The 19076-nt window shown below is 42.0% G+C and carries 19 protein-coding genes; all 19 read left to right on the top strand.

The genetic code is table 11. From position 1 onward, the window contains the following. Nucleotides 1-5: 5 nt before the first annotated feature. The 19 genes from IRB79_RS14685 (at nt 6) to IRB79_RS14595 (ending at nt 19073) form a co-directional block, all read left to right on the top strand. Nucleotides 6-299, top strand: coding sequence for a BMC domain-containing protein (locus tag IRB79_RS14685; protein WP_026582312.1), 294 nt, complete (start codon nt 6-8; stop codon nt 297-299). 30 nt (nt 300-329) lie between these two features. Beyond that, nucleotides 330-983, top strand: a complete 654-nt coding sequence (locus IRB79_RS14680) for a phosphate propanoyltransferase (protein ID WP_243503212.1) — start codon at nt 330-332, stop codon at nt 981-983. Beyond that, on the top strand, nt 980-1654 hold the full coding sequence (locus IRB79_RS14675) for a hypothetical protein (protein ID WP_243503211.1): 675 nt from the start codon (nt 980-982) through the stop codon (nt 1652-1654). The genes IRB79_RS14680 and IRB79_RS14675 overlap by 4 nt, the downstream gene beginning before the upstream one ends. After that, on the top strand, nt 1636-1908 hold the full coding sequence (locus IRB79_RS14670; RefSeq protein WP_243503210.1) for a EutN/CcmL family microcompartment protein: 273 nt from the start codon (nt 1636-1638) through the stop codon (nt 1906-1908). The genes IRB79_RS14675 and IRB79_RS14670 overlap by 19 nt, the downstream gene beginning before the upstream one ends. A 1-nt stretch (nt 1909) precedes the next feature. Continuing rightward, the gene (locus IRB79_RS14665) at nt 1910-2296 is read left to right on the top strand and encodes a BMC domain-containing protein (RefSeq protein WP_243503209.1); all 387 of its coding nucleotides are present in this window, start codon (nt 1910-1912) and stop codon (nt 2294-2296) included. Nucleotides 2297-2332: 36 nt separating this feature from the next. Then, nucleotides 2333-3283 (top strand): malate dehydrogenase, encoded by a 951-nt coding sequence (mdh, locus tag IRB79_RS14660; protein WP_243503208.1) that lies wholly within the window; start codon nt 2333-2335, stop codon nt 3281-3283. Nucleotides 3284-3473: 190 nt separating this feature from the next. Beyond that, nucleotides 3474-3665 carry an IDEAL domain-containing protein gene (locus IRB79_RS14655; protein ID WP_243503207.1) on the top strand — a complete coding sequence of 64 codons (192 nt, stop codon included), beginning with the start codon at nt 3474-3476 and terminating at the stop codon, nt 3663-3665. Nucleotides 3666-4634: 969 nt separating this feature from the next. Beyond that, nucleotides 4635-5801 carry a pyridoxal-phosphate-dependent aminotransferase family protein gene (locus tag IRB79_RS14650; protein WP_243503206.1) on the top strand — a complete coding sequence of 389 codons (1167 nt, stop codon included), beginning with the start codon at nt 4635-4637 and terminating at the stop codon, nt 5799-5801. 29 nt (nt 5802-5830) lie between these two features. Then, nucleotides 5831-6529, top strand: coding sequence for a hypothetical protein (locus IRB79_RS14645; RefSeq protein ID WP_243503205.1), 699 nt, complete (start codon nt 5831-5833; stop codon nt 6527-6529). Nucleotides 6530-6642: 113 nt separating this feature from the next. Next, nucleotides 6643-8541, top strand: a complete 1899-nt coding sequence (locus IRB79_RS14640; RefSeq protein WP_243503204.1) for a sigma 54-interacting transcriptional regulator — start codon at nt 6643-6645, stop codon at nt 8539-8541. 12 nt (nt 8542-8553) lie between these two features. After that, on the top strand, nt 8554-9990 hold the full coding sequence (locus IRB79_RS14635; RefSeq protein WP_243503203.1) for an FAD-binding oxidoreductase: 1437 nt from the start codon (nt 8554-8556) through the stop codon (nt 9988-9990). A gap of 18 nt (nt 9991-10008) precedes the next feature. After that, nucleotides 10009-11355, top strand: a complete 1347-nt coding sequence (locus IRB79_RS14630) for a (Fe-S)-binding protein (protein WP_243503202.1) — start codon at nt 10009-10011, stop codon at nt 11353-11355. A 347-nt stretch (nt 11356-11702) separates the two neighbouring features. Continuing rightward, on the top strand, nt 11703-12698 hold the full coding sequence (locus tag IRB79_RS14625) for a tripartite tricarboxylate transporter substrate binding protein (protein ID WP_243503201.1): 996 nt from the start codon (nt 11703-11705) through the stop codon (nt 12696-12698). Between the two features lie 272 nt (nt 12699-12970). After that, nucleotides 12971-13624, top strand: a complete 654-nt coding sequence (locus IRB79_RS14620) for a GntR family transcriptional regulator (RefSeq protein ID WP_243503200.1) — start codon at nt 12971-12973, stop codon at nt 13622-13624. A 167-nt stretch (nt 13625-13791) separates the two neighbouring features. Beyond that, the gene (locus IRB79_RS14615) at nt 13792-15012 is read left to right on the top strand and encodes a CaiB/BaiF CoA transferase family protein (protein WP_243503199.1); all 1221 of its coding nucleotides are present in this window, start codon (nt 13792-13794) and stop codon (nt 15010-15012) included. Between the two features lie 18 nt (nt 15013-15030). Then, the gene (locus IRB79_RS14610; RefSeq protein WP_243503198.1) at nt 15031-15852 is read left to right on the top strand and encodes an enoyl-CoA hydratase-related protein; all 822 of its coding nucleotides are present in this window, start codon (nt 15031-15033) and stop codon (nt 15850-15852) included. Nucleotides 15853-15962: 110 nt separating this feature from the next. Then, a complete protein-coding gene (locus IRB79_RS14605; RefSeq protein WP_243503197.1) occupies nt 15963-16955 on the top strand; it encodes a tripartite tricarboxylate transporter substrate binding protein in 993 nt (330 codons plus the stop codon). Nucleotides 16956-17020: 65 nt separating this feature from the next. Further along, nucleotides 17021-17530 (top strand): tripartite tricarboxylate transporter TctB family protein, encoded by a 510-nt coding sequence (locus IRB79_RS14600; RefSeq protein ID WP_243503196.1) that lies wholly within the window; start codon nt 17021-17023, stop codon nt 17528-17530. 31 nt (nt 17531-17561) lie between these two features. Continuing rightward, nucleotides 17562-19073, top strand: coding sequence for a tripartite tricarboxylate transporter permease (locus tag IRB79_RS14595; protein ID WP_243503195.1), 1512 nt, complete (start codon nt 17562-17564; stop codon nt 19071-19073). Nucleotides 19074-19076 lie beyond the last annotated feature (3 nt).

Genomic DNA, 19076 nt, shown 5'->3' with positions numbered 1-19076 from the left:
TAAAAATGGCTAGAGAATTAACTGCATTAGGAATGATTGAAACAAAAGGGCTTGTTGCTTCTGTGGAAGCTGCTGACGCCATGGTGAAGGCTGCGAATGTTCATTTAGTTGGAAAGGTGCATGTAGGAGGCGGAATTGTAACGGTCCTTGTGCGCGGTGATGTAGGTGCTGTCAAAGCAGCAACTGATGCGGGAGCTGCAGCAGCACAGCGTGTTGGAGAATTAAAATCTGTTCATGTCATTCCTCGTCCTCATAACGAATTGGAAAGCATCCTTCCAAAAATTGATGTAGAGCTTTAATACAAGATTACTAAGTTAGGAGCTTAAACCATGAACGAGCAAGCCATTCAATCGATTGTAGAGGAAATCGTCTCAAGGCTAAAAGGTTCCTCAGTAAAAGATTATTCAATTCCAATGGCTGTCTCTGCACGGCACTGTCATTTAAGTCAAAGTGATTTGGAGATTCTTTTTGGAACAGGCTATCAGCTTACCAAAAAAGCTGATTTATCTCAGCCTGGCCAATTCGCTGCTAATGAAACCATAACCATCGCAGGACCAAGAGGAAGCCTTGAAAAAGTGCGCATTCTTGGTCCTGCGCGCCATATAACCCAGGTAGAAGTCAGCCGTACAGATTCAGTCAAACTGGGGTTAAAACCTCCGCTTCGCGAATCCGGAAATATAGAAGGATCTTCGCCTGTTACTCTAATAGGACCCAAGGGCAGCATTTATAAAAAAGAAGGTCTGATTATTGCGCAGGCACACATTCATATGGCTCCGGAAGATGCTAGTGCTTTCGGCGTGAAAAATGGGGAATATGTCAAAGTTGAGGCAGAGGGTGAACGTCCAATATCCTTTGGAAATGTGTTAATTAGAATCTCACCCCGTTATAGACTTGAAATGCATATTGATACTGATGAAGCCAATGCAGGACTGATTGCCGGAAAAACGGCCGGCAGGTTAATAAGGCAAGAGGAACGCTTATGATTGACCGGCAGTTAATTGAGAAAATAGTTGAAGAAGTAGTGAGAAATTTATTAGGTGCCAAGTCTGCTCCAAATTCTGCAACTAAACATAATATCCTCGCAGTCGGGGATTTAAAGAGAGTCGATATAAATATATTAGAAGTGTTAAAGAAAAACTGGAATGTCCTTCCTTATGACTTTAGTGAAGAAGCTCAGCTGCATACTGTTATGAAGGTTATTTTTCTTGATGCTTCCCAAGATTTGTTTGTCAAAGGGGCACTGGGCATTTGCGATACACCGGAAAGCGAGCTACTCTCAGCCTGTATTATTGATTATGTCCCTGTTACCTTAATTCCGAAAACAAATCTATATAAATTCCTGAATGGAGAGAAAAAAACAAACGGGGAGTATTTTTCAAGTTTAATGGAGTATAAGGAAAAGCTGTTAAAGTTCGGGGTTGAAATCAATAGCCTGGAGGAATTTGCAGCTCCAAAGCCTATTAATGCAGGTCAGCCAGACTCAAAGAAGCTGATTACACAAAGAGATGTTCAAGAATGCAAAATGAATGAAATCCTCGCAAATCAACAGACCATTATAACACCTTTAGCACGTGATACAGCACGGGAATTGGGAAAAAGCATTGTTGTAATGGATTCAAAAGGGGCTGAAAACACATGGAAATGGGAACGGTAATCGGCAATTTATGGGCCACAAGAAAAGAGGATGATTTAACTGGCCTGAAATTTTTGGTTGTCGAGCCTCATGGAATTTCAGCAAAAAAAACATTCGTTGCGGTTGACCGTATTGGGGCAGGAGTTGGTGATCAAGTTCTCGTTACGCGTGGAAGTTCGGCTTCAAACATGTCCGGGGATATAAGATTGCCCATTGATGCATTGATTATTGGAATTATCGATTCTATTGATGTTGAAAAGAAAGAGGTGAGATAGTATGGCAAGAGCACTTGGCATGATTGAAACAAGAGGGCTGATTGGGTCCATTGAAGCAGCAGATGCCATGCTGAAAGCAGCCGATGTTACTTTGGTGAAGCAGGAAAAAGTGGACGCCGCCTTAGTAACGGTTTTGGTTCAGGGGGATGTAAGTGCTGTTCAGGCTGCTGTGGATGCAGGTAAGGAAGCGGCTGCCAGAGTGGGTGAACTCGTGTCAGCTCATGTAATACCTCATCCTGATGAAGATATCAAGAAAGCTTTATTGGATGACAGGAAACCAAAGGAAATGAAACAAGAACCAGCTCCTGAATCACCCCCCGTAAAAAAGGGAGGAAGCAAAAAGAAACAGATATCTGCGGCGGAACCAGATAGCGTTGAAGATAAATAGAGTACTCCACTAGTATGATGAAATGGAGGAACAGCCATGACTTTTAAGAGAAGAAAGATTGCCGTTATCGGGTCAGGCTTTACGGGTGCGACAGCAGCATTGATGCTGGCCCAAAAAGAATTAGGAGACATAATCTTAGTAGACATACCTTCACAGACGAACCCAACAAAAGGCAAGGCCCTTGATATGCTTGAAGCTGGACCGGTTCAGCGCTTCAATGCCAGCATTACCGGCACTTCAAGCTATGAAGACATTCAAGATGCAGATATAGTATTGATTACGGCAGGAATGCCAAGAAAACCCGGAATGAGCCGGGACGATCTTGTCGCTGTAAATGAAAAGATTATGATAGAAGTTTCTCAAAATATAAAAACATACGCCCCGGAAAGCTATATCATTGTATTAAGCAATCCTGTCGATGCCATGACCTATGTCTGCTATAAAACTACTGGTTTTCCGAAAAATAGGGTAATCGGCCAATCGGGAGTATTGGATACAGCCCGATTTAATGCGTTTGTGGCTCAAGAGCTGGGAGTCTCCATTGAAGATATTTCAGGTTTTGTCCTGGGCGGGCATGGAGATGATATGGTTCCGCTGGTCAGATATTCATATGCTGGCGGCATTCCGCTGGAGAAAATTCTCCCTGCCGACCGAATTGAAGCGATTGTGGAAAGAACCAGAAAAGGCGGAGGAGAAATTGTAAATCTGCTTGGCCAGGGAAGTGCCTATTATGCCCCTGCAGCTTCAATGGTTGAGATGGCTGAAGCGATTCTAAAAGATAAAAAACGAATCCTGCCTTCAATTGCCTATTTGGAAGGTGAGTATGGATACAGTAACATCTACCTGGGAGTTCCTACAATCCTTGGCGGAAATGGAATAGAAAGTGTCATTGAAATTCCATTGACTGCCGATGAGAAAAAAGCACTTGATCAATCTGTTAAGTCTGTACAAAATGTAATGAGCATACTTGAAACAGCCAAAGCATAAGGGGGCTGACTTGTGAGGAAATTATTTTTCTCATGAGTCAGCTTCTTTGTTTTTGTTTAAACTGTTCACTTACCGGGTACATTGTATGTAACACGCTTAGCAGCTGCTGATAAAATTTCCAGCAAATAATGATTTGAATAATCTGAAAACTTCTGTTACAATAGAAAAAAGGTCAAGGGGTTGATTTTAAATGGAAAAACGTCTACTTAACTCGCCGGAACAGTCTGAGGAAAACGTGTCATTGTTAGCAGAACAAGTCCTAAATCAAGCTCTTAAGGAATACCGAAAAGAAAAGATTCGCGAAAAAATTGATGAAGCTCTGACTAGCCGAAACAAAGAAGAATTCATCCGCCTAACAGATGAATTAAAGAAGATTTCTTAGAAAGCCCACAATTAATAATGTAAAAAAGGCAGCCTGTTCGAAAGAATGGGGCTGCCTTTTGTTATTTCATGTATTTTTATGAAGAAACTAATGATTGCGAAAACCAAAATTTAATTTAGACAATTAAAAGCTGCAGCAAAAATTGCTCACAAAATCCAGAACAGGAAGGAAACAATAGCAGTCAAACACACTAATTAACGACGAAAAAAAGAGCAGTAAAGAAAAATAATAGTTAATGGCATGGAATAACGATGAAATTGAATGGAGTAGAGCGAAAATGGTAGTTAATCGCATGGAATAACGACGAAATTGAATGCAGTAAAGCAAAAATGGTAGTTAATGGCATGGAATAACGACGAAATTGTATGCAGTAGAGCGAAAATGGTAGTTAATCGCATGGAATAACGACGAAATAGAGTGCATTAAAGAAAAATGGTAGTTAATGGCATGGAATAACGACGAAATAGAGTGCATTAAAGAAAAATGGTAGTTAATCGCATGGAATAACGACTAAAATGAATGCAGTAGAGCGAAAATGGTAGTTAATCAGATGGATTAACGCCGAAAAATAGAGCATTAAAGAAAAATGGTAGTTAATCGCATGGAATAACGACAAAATTGAAGGCAGTAAAGCAAAATGGCAGTTTATCAGGTAAATCAACACCCTAAATAGAAGACAGATAAATCAGTCGTCATAACCGCTGCCAAAAACCCGAAAATCAGGATAACCCCCAAAAACCATCGTCATAACGGTATAACCATCCCAAAAGAAGAACCCAATTCATCACATGAAAATTTTCTCACACCACCAGTTGTTTCACCCACCTGTTCCAAATCGTTCCAAAATGAAACGCTGAAACACTCCCCTAACTAACAAACCTTAGTGCAAAAGCTATTCAAAATTGGCACGGAAATTGCAACATATCTCATTAGCAAGATATTAATCAGAAACGATAAGGGGAGGAAGCTATGTTTGAAGAAAAATTGGACTTAAGATTGCCGGGGCCAGTTCAGGTTCCGAAAGAAATACAGCGTGCTATGCTAAGAAGTTTCGATCATCCCATGATGGATTACCGAAATCCAGCCTTTCAGGATGTACTTCAGGAAACCACTGAAAAGTCCAAAATGATATTCCAGACAGAAAACCTGGTAATCCCGCTTACCTCAAGCGGAGCTTCCGCTCTTGAAACAGCTATTATTAACACGGTTGGTCCCAATGATACGATCATCCTTTGCGTAGTCGGCTATTTTGGTGAGTATCTTCAGGGAATTACAGACCATATCGGCTGCAAAACCGTCCGGGTCGATGCGGATTGGGGGCATATTGTAAATCCTGAAGATGTGAGAAAAGCATTAAAGGAAAATCCTGAGGCAAAGGCTGTTTTTGCTACACACTGTGAAACATCCACATCTGCAATCAACAATATTAAAGAGATAGCGGCCGTTGTAAAAGAAACGGATGCCATTTTCCTCGTTGATGCAGTTAGCTCAATAGTCGGTACACCTTTATATATGGACGAGTGGGGCATCGATATTGTGGCAACTGGAGGACAGAAAGCGTTAATGCTGCCGCCTGGCCTTGCATTAATTACATTGAGTGAAAAAGCTTGGAACACTGTGAATAAGCATCAGTGCCTATCCTTTTACTTTGACCTCAAACTTTATAAAAAGGGACTGGAGTCTGGGACTGGAACACCATATACGCCGAATATATCACTTGTGTGCGGGCTGCTTGAGGCATGCAATATGATAGAAAAAAGCGGAGGAATAGAAGCTGAATACAAAAGGCATGCTGCTCTTCGGGATATGACAAGGGCAGGGGTGCGGGCATTAGGTCTTGAATTGCTTGTGGATGATTCGGTTGCCAGTCCAACCCTGACAGCCGTTAAATTAAATAATGCCGATGAATTCAGAAAGATGATGCGGGAAGAATTCCATATCGCATTGGGGGGCGGTCTTGGAAAGGTGAAGAATCAAATTTTGCGTCTGGGCCATATGGGATATACAGATGCAGCAGATATGCTGAAGATGTTTGCTGCAATGGAGCTTGCTTTAAAGAAGAGCGGACACGAAGTGGAGTTAGGTGCAGGAGTTTCCGCTGCACAGCGGCATTGGCTTGAAAATCCATACTGCTAAATTGCTGGTCCTAAGGAGACGTGAGCCCGGTGAATTTATTTGAAAAACGACTCGCCGAACTGGCAAATCTGCCTTCAGTTATTCCAGGGGATCAGATCAATGTGACACCAGATTTCCTATTCGTCAGCGGCCAAAATTCACTTAATGTTATCAAAGCATTTAACAGACTAGGTTACAAAAACGCCAAAAATCCAGCCCAGATTCTTTTTTCTCTTGGAGATGGAGAAGTTGAGAACATCCTTAAATTCTGTACAGGAAAAGGAATAAGAGTAATAGATTGTGATTTGTCCCAATATTTCCGGACAGAAAATATTCCGATGAATGGAATGGTCATTGCAGGAATAGATGAGGATATTAAGTGTCAGGGCGGAAGGGGAGCCATCCCCATCGTTATCTCGCCGGATTCAATGGCAGCTTGCCTGGCAGCCGGATCATTTAGTATGTTCATACCTGAAACGGCTTATATTGAAGTCAACGGAGCTTTAAGCGGAAAAGTAAACGGTAAAATGCTCTGCAGCCATCTGCTGGACATTTTTGATGACAGTTTAATAGGAAATGCAGTGATTCTAGGAGGAACTGTTTTTGAACAGCTGAATGATGAGGACCTTAAGGATCTATCCTATTTTTTTCAGCTTTCCGGCACGGCAGTGGGGATGTTTTCACCCGGGGGCCCCTTTGGCCAGGTTGAAAGTGTAATTAAAGTAAAAGCTGGTACTTTCCTGATTTAATAATTAGACTGATTATTATGAAAACTAGCCGAAATTTTCCTTGGCATCTGATAAGATTAACTTAATATAATAATAAAACTTGTCCAAGAGAAAAAGGAAAATGAGGTGAAGTGATGTCCGAAATTGCCATTCTAACCCCAATTGACGCGCTGATACAGGTTTCAAAGGAAGCTGCGGAAAAAACAGGAGAAGATGTCGCTATACGAAAAGTGAGCTTTAAAAATGCTATTGCAGCTGCTAAAGAATTTGAAAAAGCCGGAACAGAAGTAATCATCAGCAGAGGAACCATGGGATTAAAGCTCATTGAGTCCGACCTTAGCATACCCGTCGTACAGATTCCCATAACCGGATATGACCTGCTGCGAACCATCAAAGAAGCACAAAAACTTGGACAGAAGGTTGGAATAGCTGACACCCGGGATGTTTTGCAAGGGATCGAAACAATTGAATCTGTTCTGGGCCTTTCGATTGAAAAGCATGCCGTAATTGTAGCTGAGGAAGCTGAAGCAGCCGTCGAAACTCTCAGCAAAAAAGAGATAGATGTCCTGATTGGCAAAAGTATTTTTACGAACAAAGTTAAAAATGATTCGATAGAAACTGTGATATTAACGTCTGGAGTGGAATCGGTCATCCAGGCCATTCATGAAGCAAGAAGCCTGATTGATGTGAGGCGGATAGAACTGAAGCGAACCAAGGAACTCCAGGCAATTCTTGATTTTATTGCTGATGGTGTAATTGCTGTGGATGAAAAAGGGATTATTACAGTATGCAATCCTTCCGTTTACAGCATCTTAAACCTGCCCTATGATTCAGTTATCGGTAAGTCGATTGATGATATCCTCGTTAATTCACAAATGAAAAAAGTTCTTTCGACTGGTAAGGAAGAGCTGAACCGCATCCAGGATACCAATGGTGTAAAAGTGGTTGCAAATCGAATACCCATCAGGCACGAGCAAAAGGTGTTTGGGGCTGTCTGTACGTTTCAGGAGGTTCATAGACTTCAGCAGCAGGAGCAGGAAATCCGCAAAAAGCTCCTTCACCGCGGCCATATCACGAAATACAGTTTAAATAATATTGTCGGGGAAAGTGAGATGTATCAAAAAGCGATCCAAAAGATGAAGAAATATTCACAGGTGGATTCTACTGTTCTCCTGACGGGTGAAACAGGTGTAGGAAAAGAAGTGTTTGCCCATTTGATCCATAGCTTCAGCAAGCGGTCGGAAGGGCCATTCGTTGCTGTGAATTGTGCGGCTATCCCTGAAAACCTGCTGGAAAGCGAATTGTTCGGCTACGTCGAAGGAGCCTTTACGGGAGCGAAAAAGGGAGGGAAAACAGGCTTATTTGAATTGGCTCATCAGGGAACCATCTTCCTCGATGAAATTGGCGAACTCGCTGAATCCCTCCAGGCCCAGCTCCTTAGAGTTTTGCAGGAAGGCGAAGTAATGCGGCTTGGGGATGAAAGAGTGATCCCCATTAATATTCGGGTCATCGCTGCCTCAAACCGTGATTTTGAGAAGATGGTCGAGGATGGGAGCTTCCGGGCTGATTTGTATTATCGCCTCAATATTCTTGACATCCCAATTCCGTCCTTGCGTGAGAGGATACCTGATATACCATTGTTATGCGATTTTTTTATAAAAGAATTGGAACCGGGCATTCGAAGAAATATTATAGGTTTCACTGCTGATGCTATGAAAATTATGCAAAGCTATCATTGGCCGGGTAATATACGCCAGCTCAGGAACATTGTTGAAAGAGCGATGATTCTTTCCCCTGAAAATATGATTGATTCAGAAACTGTTTTAGCGGCAGGCGGGAAAGACTTTACCAAATTGCATGAGCTAAAACAACACTGCAATAATGAAGAATTTGATGAAGAAACGAAGCTTCAAAACTATGAGAAAGAGTATATTCTGAACGTGCTGAAGCAGGTAAACGGCAATAAAACAGAAGCGGCAAGGATTCTGGGGATCGGCAGGACGACCCTCTGGAGAAAAATAAATAGTTTGTAAGGAGGAGAAATAATGAACGAAACAATGACACCGCCTCCACTGGATGAAAATGTCATATCCCGATTAAGAAATATCTTCGGAGACGACCGGCTATTAACCAATTGCACTGATATGATGACCTACTCCTATGATGCATCCTTTGAAACACAGCTTCGTCCGAAACTGCCTCAAGTGGCTGTTATTGCACTGTCAACTGAAGAGGTCAGTGAATGTGTCAGGCTGGCCAACGAATTTAATATCCCTTTATACCCGAGAGGGGCAGCCACCGGACAAACAGGCGGAGCCGTGCCGGTTAAAGGCGGCATTATGCTGGATTTATCAAAAATGAACCGAATACTGGAGATTGATCACAGAAATTTGCAGGTGATAATTGAGCCGGGAGTCATCCAAAATGATTTAAATGAGGCTTTACAGCCCTATGGACTAAGGTTCCCTCCTGACCCGGGAAGCGCCAATATGTGCACAGTGGGAGGCATGGTTTCCAACAATTCAAGCGGGCTGAGGGCAGTCAAATACGGTGTCACCCGTCATTATGTCCTGGGAATGGAAGTCGTACTGCCCAATGGTGACATCATTGTGACTGGAGGCGCTAAATCGAAGGCGCTTAAATCGGTCTCCGGCTACGACCTTGCCCACTTAATGATCGGTTCGGAAGGCACTCTTGGAATTGTGACCCGTCTACGCCTGAAATTATTGCCGCTCCCCGTCACAAGAGGAATTGTCCTATGCTCATTTGAAAGATTGGAAGATGCGGGAGAGGCGGTAAACGCTGTTTTTTCTTCAGGCCTGCAGCCATCCGCCATCGAAATCATGGACTTCAATTGTACGAAGGCTGTCAACATAATGAAGCCAGAGCTGAATCTTCCCCTGGACAATGAAGCGATTCTTGTTTTTGAAGTCGATGGTGCCAAGGAGGAGGTAACCTCCCAAGTGAACCGGCTCAGGACGGTGGTTGAAAAATATACGAATTATATAAAGTTCAGCGATGAGCCGGAAGAGTGTGAAAAGCTCTGGCAGGCAAGGAAGCTTGTTGGTGCTGCTGTTGGACTATTGAAGCCGGGCGGTTTCCGTGTGTATGGCGGCGAAGATATCTGTGTGCCAATTTCGAGACTCCCTGAAACACTGCGGGAGATTCATAATATTGCAGAACGATATGGAATTATCTGCGGAATTTACGGCCATGTTGGCGATGGAAATATGCATACCGGACCGGTAGTGAACATGAACAATGAAATTGAAACGGAAAATGTGCAGAAAATGATCGACGATATTCACGAACTGGCAATCAAAATGGAAGGAACGACAACAGCTGAACATGGCGTGGGAATTGTCCGTGCCAAATATATGGATGTTGAGCATGGTCCTGCCATGGAAGTAATGCGGGCTATTAAAAAGACGCTTGATCCAAATAATATTCTGAATCCAGGCAAGATGGCACTGCCTAACTAGGATGGAGGTGAATGGAAATTGAAATTGCTGACGGCGGAAGAATCCATGCAAACATGTGTGCGCTGCGGTGCCTGCCGCAATGTTTGCCCTACATTAAATATCACAGGCAGGGAAGCTGATGGTCCCAGGGGCAGAGTATTGATGGCAAGAAGTCTGATTGAGGGCAATATCCCCGTAAATCAGGAAATCAAAGATCAGCTCGATCGATGCCTGCTATGCTCAGCCTGTGTGGATGCCTGTCCTATTGATGTTCAGGTCCCTGATATCGTCATGCTCGCCAAGGAGAGAATAGCAGCAGCGGCTGAAACCCCTGTTCAAACGGATATAAAAAAACCTGCATATCCGGCACGGACTTTTAAAGATTACTTCTTTGATCATGTTCTTGCCAACCAAAAAAGGCTTAATACTGTTGGCAATCTTCTGTGGTTTTATCAAAAAAGCGGACTTCAGTCTGTAACTAGAGGACTGGGCATCCTGAAATTCTTCCCAGAGCAGATGAGACAGATGGAAAGGATTACGCCTTCCATTTTGCCGCCTTCAGGGCGGAAACACCATCCCGAGTTTACTCCAAGGGCTAATGAAGAAATGGCAGCAAGGGGCCGGGTAGCCTTTTTCCACGGCTGCATTATGGATGTCATGTTCAGAGAAACGAATGATAATTCTATTAAACTGCTGTCAAAGACTGGTTTTGATGTAGTTACACCTAAAGCACAAATGTGCTGCGGGGCCCTGCACCATCATAGCGGAAAAAAAGACAAGGCCATTGAATTGGCCAAAGCGAATATACAGGCTTTTGAAGAAGCTAATGTGGATTATATTATTACCAATGCCGGAGGATGCGGTGCGGCACTTGCGGAATATGCGGACTTATTCCGGGGGGATCCCCATTGGCTGGAGAGGGCAAAAGCATTCTCTTCCAAAATAAGGGATATCAGTGAGATCATTTATGATAAAGGCCAAATGCCTGAAACTGCCGGCAGAGGTGAAAGAGTAACCTATCAGCCTTCCTGTCATCTGCAATATGTAATGAAGGTGAAGGATGCTCCAGCTAAATTGGTGAAGGAAATTCCAAACTCAGAGTATGTGGATCTTCCTGAAAAGAAATATTGCTGCGGGTCTGCAGGAATTTATAATTTATTGCAGCCAAAACTTGCGAATGAAATATTGGATAAGAAAATGTCCAGAGTCAAAGAAACTGAATCAGCTGTTCTAATAACAGCCAATCCAGGGTGTTTCCTCCAAATGAAACTGGGGGTTCACCGCGAAGGAATGGAAGATCAGATTGAAACGAAGCATGTTGCCGACTATCTGATGGAATCAATAAATAGGGCTGAATCGATAGTCCACAATAAAGATTCAAAATGAAACAGGGCAGTCGCTAATTGTTTCAAAAGAGAACACGTCCAATAAGATCGGCTCCAAATCTTGGAGCTTAGAGATATACAATTAAACTAAAAAATGTCCAAATATATTTGAAACCGCTTACTTTTTAGTTTGTTGAAAAAAAATAATGAATTCCCCTCAGGTCTTTTTCTGCATTTCGGCACAAAAATTGCATTGTATCTTAATGAAGCTAAAGAATAATTCAGGGGGTGAGGGGTTTTGTGGATGAATGAATTTGACTTTGGATGTAACTATGCTTGCATATGAGGAGGTTTTATTAAGTTTAATTAACAGAATTTTTAAACTTTTCAAAACATGGGGGAATTAACATGAAACTAAAAAGGTTTTCGTTTTTCGCTCTTATGATTGCATTGGTATTCTTTTTACAAGCATGTAATACTTCACCTCAAGAAGTAAGCTCGGAAGAAAAGAAAAGCGGAAGCAGTTACCCTGAAAGACAAATTGAAATAGTAGTTGGGTTTGGTGCAGGTGGAGGAAGTGATAATTTTGCAAGGGCCATAGCTAAAGAGCTTAAAGGCATACTCGGTGTTAATGTTAATGTTGTAAATATGCCTGGTGCTTCGGGAATAAACTCAGCTGACCATGTGGCAAGGCAGCCGGCTGATGGTTATACCATTTGGTCTGCAACATCCAATCATCCTGTTAATATTGCAGCAGGTGCAGAAAAAAATGATTTGAGCAAATTAACTGCAGTGGGCCGAGTTCAAAATGACACTATGACGCTTCAAGTAAAAAGCGACGGGAAGTTTAAAGACATCGACGATCTAATTGCACAGGCAAAAGAAAAGCCTGGTGAAATAACGGTTGGGGGGACTGGTTCAGCCGGATTTGATGAACTGGTGATCAAGCAGTTTGAACAAGCAACTGGAACAAAGTTTAATTATATTTCGTTTGAAGGTTCCGGGGAAATGACAGCTGCACTTCTTGGCGGACATATTGATATGATTGCAGAGGAGCCAGGACCATCCATTGCCCAGCTTGAAAGCGGAGATATCAAAATGCTGATTGCCTTTACAGAAGAAAAAATGGAAGGTTTTGAAGATGTGCCTATTTCAACTGAAATGGGGATTGATTTAACGGACGGCCAGGGCAGAGGGTTTATGGTTCATGCGGATACACCGCCTGAAATCATTGAAGTTCTGGAAAAAGCCCTGGAAGAGGCAAAAAATCGTCCAGGCTATAAAGAGTACGAAAAAGCAAGTTACTTGCATCTGCGGGACGGCTGGCTAAATGCTGATGATTATAATACTGAATTTGAAAAACTGATCGATACTTACAGTACCCTTTTAAAAGATATGAAGTAAACTTTAGCAAAAAGGCAGGGAATCTGCCTTTTTGCCTGTTTTGATTTAATAACAGGTTTCTTGTTTTATTACATATGATGCAATTCCCTAAATATTTGATATGTATTTTAAGAAAAATAGCTAGTAAAATAAATAATTTTGTATATAATATTGACACTTTTCAGAAAATTATATATTATCAACTTAGGCGCTGTATCCTGGATACAGTATTCAATATTAATTCCCTTTGATTATGTTATAAAAGGGGCGGAGAAAGGAGGAAAAAGGTTTATATGGTGCAAAGTCTAAAGTTATCACAGCCGCTTTATCAGCAAATTTATGACATTATTAAAAGTTCAATCCTGGCAGGTGAATTAAAACCAGGAGAGAAAGTAAATGTTTCGCAGTTGGCAGAAAAATATAAAATTAGCCGCACCCCATTAAGAGAAGCCCTCCGTCAGCTGCAAATTGAGGGGTTACTAGTCCAGGATCATCTGTCGCTAAATGTTGTCAAGCTGGAAGAAACTGATTTTAAGGATTTATATGAATGTCGGTTAATGCTTGAGCCTCAAATAATGGGGCTAATTTTGAAAACGGTTGCAGATAGGGAACTGGAGGAAATTGAAAAGGTTCTTCGGCATGCTGAGGAAGCATTTAAAGCAGGAGATCATCTTCAATTATTAGAACTAAATGCACAATTCCATGATAGGCTTTTGGAAGCCAGTCCGAATAAACGGGCGGTGCACTTGCTTCAGCAAGTACGTTCATTTCTATTGCTCTACCGTGCCAATATCCTAAAAAACAGTGAGCACAACAGAGAGATTCTTAAGGAACATCGCCAAATCCTTAACGCTCTGAAAGCTCGTGACGGGATTGCGGTTGCCAAGACCGTGGAAAATCATCTTCGAAATGATTTAGAACGCGGAACAAACATGATTAGGGAATAAAAAAAAGGGGAACATCTCCACTCGCCAAAATAGAAATGTTCCACCCATAAAAAATAAATCGACCTTAATTATACCATATAAAGATAAAAAAAGTATAGAAATGAACAGCTGCCAGTTATATCGGGCTCACTTCTGGACACACAATTTTTGAAATGGGGTGTTTTGAAATGGGACCTTTACAAGGAATGAAAGTCCTTGATGCTTCGCAAATAATGGCAGGACCCTATTGCACAATGGTTCTTGCTGATCTCGGTGCAGATGTAATGAAAGTTGAAAAAGTCAATGGCGGTGATGATTCCCGTCAAATGGGACCATATGTGAATGGTGAATCCACCTGTTTCTTTCAGATAAACCGAAACAAAAAAAGCGTTGCCCTTAATCTTAAAAGTGAAGAAGGCAAGGAGATCTTCTATAAGCTTGCAAAGGAAGCGGATGTAGTTGTAGAAAACTATCGGCCTGGAGTGACTAAATCACTTGGGATCGATTATGAAAGTTTAAAGAAACACAATCCCAGTCTTGTCTATTGTTCGATATCGGGTTATGGGCAGACAGGCCCTTATTCCCATAAAGGCGGGTTTGACCTTGTTGCCCAGGGGATGACAGGCCTGATGAGCATGACAGGGGAAAAAGGGATGAGGCCAATGAAATCAGGTATTGCCGTTTATGACATTGGTGCAGGCATCACGGCTGCATACTCTATTTTAGCTGCCTATATTCATAAAATGAAAACAGGAGAAGGGCAGCATTTGGATATTGCACTTGCAGAAATTGGACTTCCATGGTTTACATGGGAGGCAGGAGCCTATTTTGCTGAAGGCACCATTCCGGAAGCAACTGGCTGGCGCCATAGGGTCTCCGCACCATATCAAGCAGTTAAAACCAAATCGGGCTATATGATGCTGGGCTGTGCAAACCAAAGGACGTGGGAAAGGTTTTGCATGGATGTGGTTGAAAAGCCTGATTGGATTACAGACTCGCGATATGAAACGAATTTATTGAGAAATAAACATGTTAATGAACTGGAAGAAGATATTGAGGAAGTTTTGATGCTTAACGAAACGAAGTACTGGATCGAACGCTGTGAAAAAGCAGGAGTGCCAGCAGGTCCGATAAATAACTTTGCAGAAGCTGTACAGGATCCGCATTATCAAGCAAGAGGAATGATACAAGAAGTTGAGCATCCACTGATTGGAAAAATGAAAATGATTGGCATCCCTACTAAATTTTCCGAAACACCAGGTGAAGTAAGAACTCCTTCTCCACTTTTCGGTCAGGACACCATTACAGTGCTGCAGAACCTGGGCTACGATCAGGAATCTATTGAAAAGCTCACAGAAGCAGGTGCTGTGAAAGCTTTGAAAGATAACGCCCTATTGAATAAAAATTAAAAGAAAGGTCGTAGGAAAATGTCTAATAACCTTGAAGCGGTTAATGAAAAAAAAGCAGTGAGTGATCCGGTGTATCTCGAGAAGGCGGGAGAAATCGCATATGTCTGCTTTAATCGGCCGGAAAAGCGGAATGCACTTAGTTATGATATATGGACAAAAATTCCGGATCTTATAGCTGAGTGCGAAAGTGACTCAACTGTAAAAGTGATCATTCTAAAAGGGACAGGATCTGCAGCTTTTTCTGCGGGAGCAGATATCAGCGAATTCAAAACCTTAAGATATACAGCTGAGGGTGCCGAGAAATATAACGAAGCAACAATGGTTGCGGAAAAGGCGATCATGAAGTCTTCCAAGCCAACAATCGCAATGATTCAGGGATTTTGTGTAGGAGGCGGCTGTGAAATAGCCGTTGCCTGTGATTTCAGGTTCTCAGACGAAAATGGCAAGTTTGGAATAACCCCTGCTAAGCTTGGACTTGTATACAATACACCAGGAACCAAAAATGTAGTGGACCTTGTCGGACCTGCAAAAGCAAAGGATATTCTTTTTACCGGCCGGCTGCTGGATGCAGAGGAAGCTTATCGGATTGGGCTAATTGACCGGATTATACCGGCAGTTTCAATTAAAGAAGAGACCCTGGCGTACGCTGAGCTGATTTGCAAAAATGCCCAGCAGTCTGTCAGAGGATCTAAAAAGATTATTAATGATGTGCTGTCAGGGGCAGAGGAAGATTCTCCTGAAGCAGCCAAGCTGGTCATTGAATCATTTCTATCAGACGACTATAAAGAAGGTGTTCACTCTTTCCTTGAAAAACGAAAACCGAATTTTAAATATTCATAGAAAACTTGCATGAACTTCTTAAAAATGCACGACTTGTCTAGAGGGTGACAAAAGACATTTATTGAAGGAACATAAAAGCTTCCTATTAATGAAAAAAGGACGGAGAATATATGAAATTTAATAAGTTCTCACTAGTGTCGCTGCTTGTCATGCTGCTTTTAGTCCTGCAGGGCTGCAGTTCCGGGACAAGCGCAAAATCAGGTTCCAAGGATGGGGCAGGCAATTATCCCGAAAGAGATATTGAAATTGTTGTAGGCTGGGGTGCAGGCGGTGGAACAGATACTTTTGCCCGATCTATCGCGAAAGAAATGAGTGAAATATTAGGGGTAAATATCAATGTAGTAAATTTACCGGGAGCCTCAGGTGCAAATGCCGGTGACCATACGGCGAGACAGCCGGCAGATGGTTATACGATCTGGGCCATTTCATCAAACTATCCAATTAATGTTGCGCGTAATACAACCCCTCATGATTTGAGCAAATATAAAGCGATTGGCAGGGTTCAGCAGGATACAATGTCCCTTCAGGTTCTTAAAGGGAAGAAATTCACTGACTATGAAGATTTTGTAAAGCAGGCTAAAGACAATCCCGGCAAAGTATCAGTGGGAGGTACTGGAGCAGTAGGCTTTGATGAACTGGTTCTTCGCCAGTTTGAAGAAAAAGCTGGAATTAAACTAAATTATATTTCGTATGAAGATGCCGGGGAAATGCATGCAGCTTTGTTAGGCGGACATATTGATTCGATGCTCGAAGAAATCGGACCTTCAATTGCCCAGATTGATGAAAAATCTGTTGAAATGCTGCTGGCATTTACAGACAAGAAATTAGAAGGCTTCGATGAGACACCAATTTCAACCGAAAAAGGAATTGACCTGATAGATGGACAGGAACGCGGCTTATTAGTACACTCTGACACCCCTGACGAAGTCGTAGAGATACTGCAGAACGCATTAGAAAAAGCAAAAGATAGTGAAGATTATAAGAAGTACGAGAAAGACAGTTATCTTCATCTGCGTGACGGATGGCTGAATGGGGAAGAATTCAAAAAGAATCTTGAGAAGAACATCCAAACCTATCAGACAATTGTTGAAAGACTTCAATAAAAAAAGAATCATCGGGAGGGAGATGCACGTCTCCCGATGATATAAAAAAGTCAGGGAGGTAAAATATGATTCTGGAACGTAATCTTTCTATCATAATGATTGTGTTCTCATCCTTTTTTCTGGTCATATCTTTACAGTTAGAAAATAGAGCAGGTAATTTGATTGCTCCAGGGTCTTGGCCTGCAGCGTTAATGGTTTTAATGCTCATTTTATCCGTAATCCTGCTGGCAAGGACTTTTAGCAAGAAAAATAGTCAGAATATACAGATTAATAATGGTGAAGAAGATGCAGATGACAATGATGAAGAAAAACTTGTTTACCCAAAGAGGTTTTTCCTCTTGTTCATTACACTGGCAATCTATACATTTATCCTCGGTTATGTAGGATTTATTGTTGCTACCATTCTTGGGATATTTGTCATGTCATTCCTTTTTGGAATGAAAAGCTCAATTCGTGCATTAATAACTGGGATTTTTGCTGTTGCCGGATCTATCGTCCTTTTCCCGATTTTGCTGAATCTTCCTTTTCCAAGGGGAGTCGGAATTTTCCAGATGTTTAGTTTGCTGTTCTATTAAAAGCCCATTCTAAAAAAAGAGGTGATATTAAATGATCGAAGGACTTTTAGGAGGATTTGGGAACCTTTTTGTGCCATTTAATTTTTTCATATTATTTGTCGGTGTCCTGCTTGGATTTATTGGAGGAGGAATTCCCGGAATAAGCGGAACCATGCTGGTTATTATTCTGCTTCCTGTCAGTTATGCCATGGATCCGACTGCAGCCTTTTTGTTATTAACCTCCATATACGCCACTTCAGTATTTTCGGGATCCATAAGCGCAATCTTATTTAGAACTCCTGGGACACCAGAAGCTGTAGCCACCATATTTGACGGCTATCCTATGGCAAAAAAAGGTGAGGGAGGCAAAGCACTCGGAATATCCATCTTCAGCTCTGCAACAGGCGGTGTATTTGGAACGATTGTCTTAATTTTTTTAACTCCTCTTCTCGCATCTTTTGCGCTTAGATTTTCTTCTCCTGAGTACTTTGCATTGGCGCTAATGGGACTTACAGTTGTAGCTTCTTTAAGTGCAGGCAATCTCGTAAAAGGATTCATTGGTGTTTCCTTTGGGTTATTCATCGCAACGATTGGAATAGATACGATGACAGGGGTTCCGCGTTTCACTTTCGGCTCAGGTCAATTAATGTCCGGGATAGATTTCATCCCTGTCCTGATTGGATTATTCGCCATTTCAGAAGTATTGCGCCGGGTGCAGCAAGTCCACAAGGTGAATTCAAAGCAAAAAGTAAGGTCGGAGCTGCCAAGCTGGAATGTTATGAAACGAATTTCAGGTGTCATTGGGCGTTCATCACTATTAGGTGTTTTCATCGGAATATTGCCGGGTATTGGTGCAACGACTGCTGCAATGCTGAGCTACAGTGAAGCTGCACGCTGGTCAAAAAATTCCAAGGAATTTGGAACAGGTATTCCAGAGGGGATTGCTGCACCTGAATCAGCCAATAATGCAGCAGCTATGGGCGCCATGGTTCCATTGCTGTCTCTTGGTATCCCTGGGAGTGCTACAACCGCCATCTTGCTGGGAGCCTTTATTCTTCACGGAATACAGCCAGGACCTCTTATGTTCTCAACGCAGGGATCCCTGATTTACACAATTTTAATGGGACTTCTTGTCGCCAATCTATTAATCATTGTTATTGCAAAACCGTTTATATCTGTCTTCTCTAAGATCCTACAGGTTCCATATACAGTGATTGGACCGTTAATTGTGTTATTTTGTATTGTCGGAACGTTTGCTGTTCGAAACTCCATCTTTGATGTTGGCATGATGCTACTGTTTGGAATTATCGGCTACTACCTGGAAAATGCCAAATTCCCTTTAGCTCCGATTGTTTTAGGAGTGGTCCTCGGTCCAATAGCTGAAGATCAATTCAGAAGGGCGATGCAAATGTCTAATAATGATATTTCTATTTTCTTCACAAGGCCTATCGCATTGACCTTTATCATCCTCTCGATTATCAGTATTTTGTACCCGCTTTTAAACAAATGGATTAAGAACCGGAAAAACAGATTGAGTGACTCCAGCGATACAATCGCTTCATAAATA

The organism is Cytobacillus oceanisediminis, from assembly GCF_022811925.1.
GTDB classification, from domain to species: domain Bacteria; phylum Bacillota; class Bacilli; order Bacillales; family Cytobacillaceae; genus Cytobacillus; species Cytobacillus oceanisediminis_D.
Note: the sequence above shows the minus strand (reverse complement) of the source record. Positions and strands in the feature narration are given on the sequence as shown.

Bases quoted from the DNA above. Each gene is read 5' to 3' on its own strand.
- IRB79_RS14685 (WP_026582312.1), top strand. From the start codon at position 6: ATGGCTAGAGAATTAACTGCATTAGGAATGATTGAAACAAAAGGGCTT.
- IRB79_RS14680 (WP_243503212.1), top strand. From the start codon at position 330: ATGAACGAGCAAGCCATTCAATCGATTGTAGAGGAAATCGTCTCAAGG.
- IRB79_RS14675 (WP_243503211.1), top strand. From the start codon at position 980: ATGATTGACCGGCAGTTAATTGAGAAAATAGTTGAAGAAGTAGTGAGA.
- IRB79_RS14670 (WP_243503210.1), top strand. From the start codon at position 1,636: ATGGAAATGGGAACGGTAATCGGCAATTTATGGGCCACAAGAAAAGAG.
- IRB79_RS14665 (WP_243503209.1), top strand. From the start codon at position 1,910: ATGGCAAGAGCACTTGGCATGATTGAAACAAGAGGGCTGATTGGGTCC.
- mdh (WP_243503208.1), top strand. From the start codon at position 2,333: ATGACTTTTAAGAGAAGAAAGATTGCCGTTATCGGGTCAGGCTTTACG.
- IRB79_RS14655 (WP_243503207.1), top strand. From the start codon at position 3,474: ATGGAAAAACGTCTACTTAACTCGCCGGAACAGTCTGAGGAAAACGTG.
- IRB79_RS14650 (WP_243503206.1), top strand. From the start codon at position 4,635: ATGTTTGAAGAAAAATTGGACTTAAGATTGCCGGGGCCAGTTCAGGTT.
- IRB79_RS14640 (WP_243503204.1), top strand. From the start codon at position 6,643: ATGTCCGAAATTGCCATTCTAACCCCAATTGACGCGCTGATACAGGTT.
- IRB79_RS14635 (WP_243503203.1), top strand. From the start codon at position 8,554: ATGAACGAAACAATGACACCGCCTCCACTGGATGAAAATGTCATATCC.
- IRB79_RS14625 (WP_243503201.1), top strand. From the start codon at position 11,703: ATGAAACTAAAAAGGTTTTCGTTTTTCGCTCTTATGATTGCATTGGTA.
- IRB79_RS14620 (WP_243503200.1), top strand. From the start codon at position 12,971: ATGGTGCAAAGTCTAAAGTTATCACAGCCGCTTTATCAGCAAATTTAT.
- IRB79_RS14615 (WP_243503199.1), top strand. From the start codon at position 13,792: ATGGGACCTTTACAAGGAATGAAAGTCCTTGATGCTTCGCAAATAATG.
- IRB79_RS14610 (WP_243503198.1), top strand. From the start codon at position 15,031: ATGTCTAATAACCTTGAAGCGGTTAATGAAAAAAAAGCAGTGAGTGAT.
- IRB79_RS14605 (WP_243503197.1), top strand. From the start codon at position 15,963: ATGAAATTTAATAAGTTCTCACTAGTGTCGCTGCTTGTCATGCTGCTT.
- IRB79_RS14600 (WP_243503196.1), top strand. From the start codon at position 17,021: ATGATTCTGGAACGTAATCTTTCTATCATAATGATTGTGTTCTCATCC.
- IRB79_RS14595 (WP_243503195.1), top strand. From the start codon at position 17,562: ATGATCGAAGGACTTTTAGGAGGATTTGGGAACCTTTTTGTGCCATTT.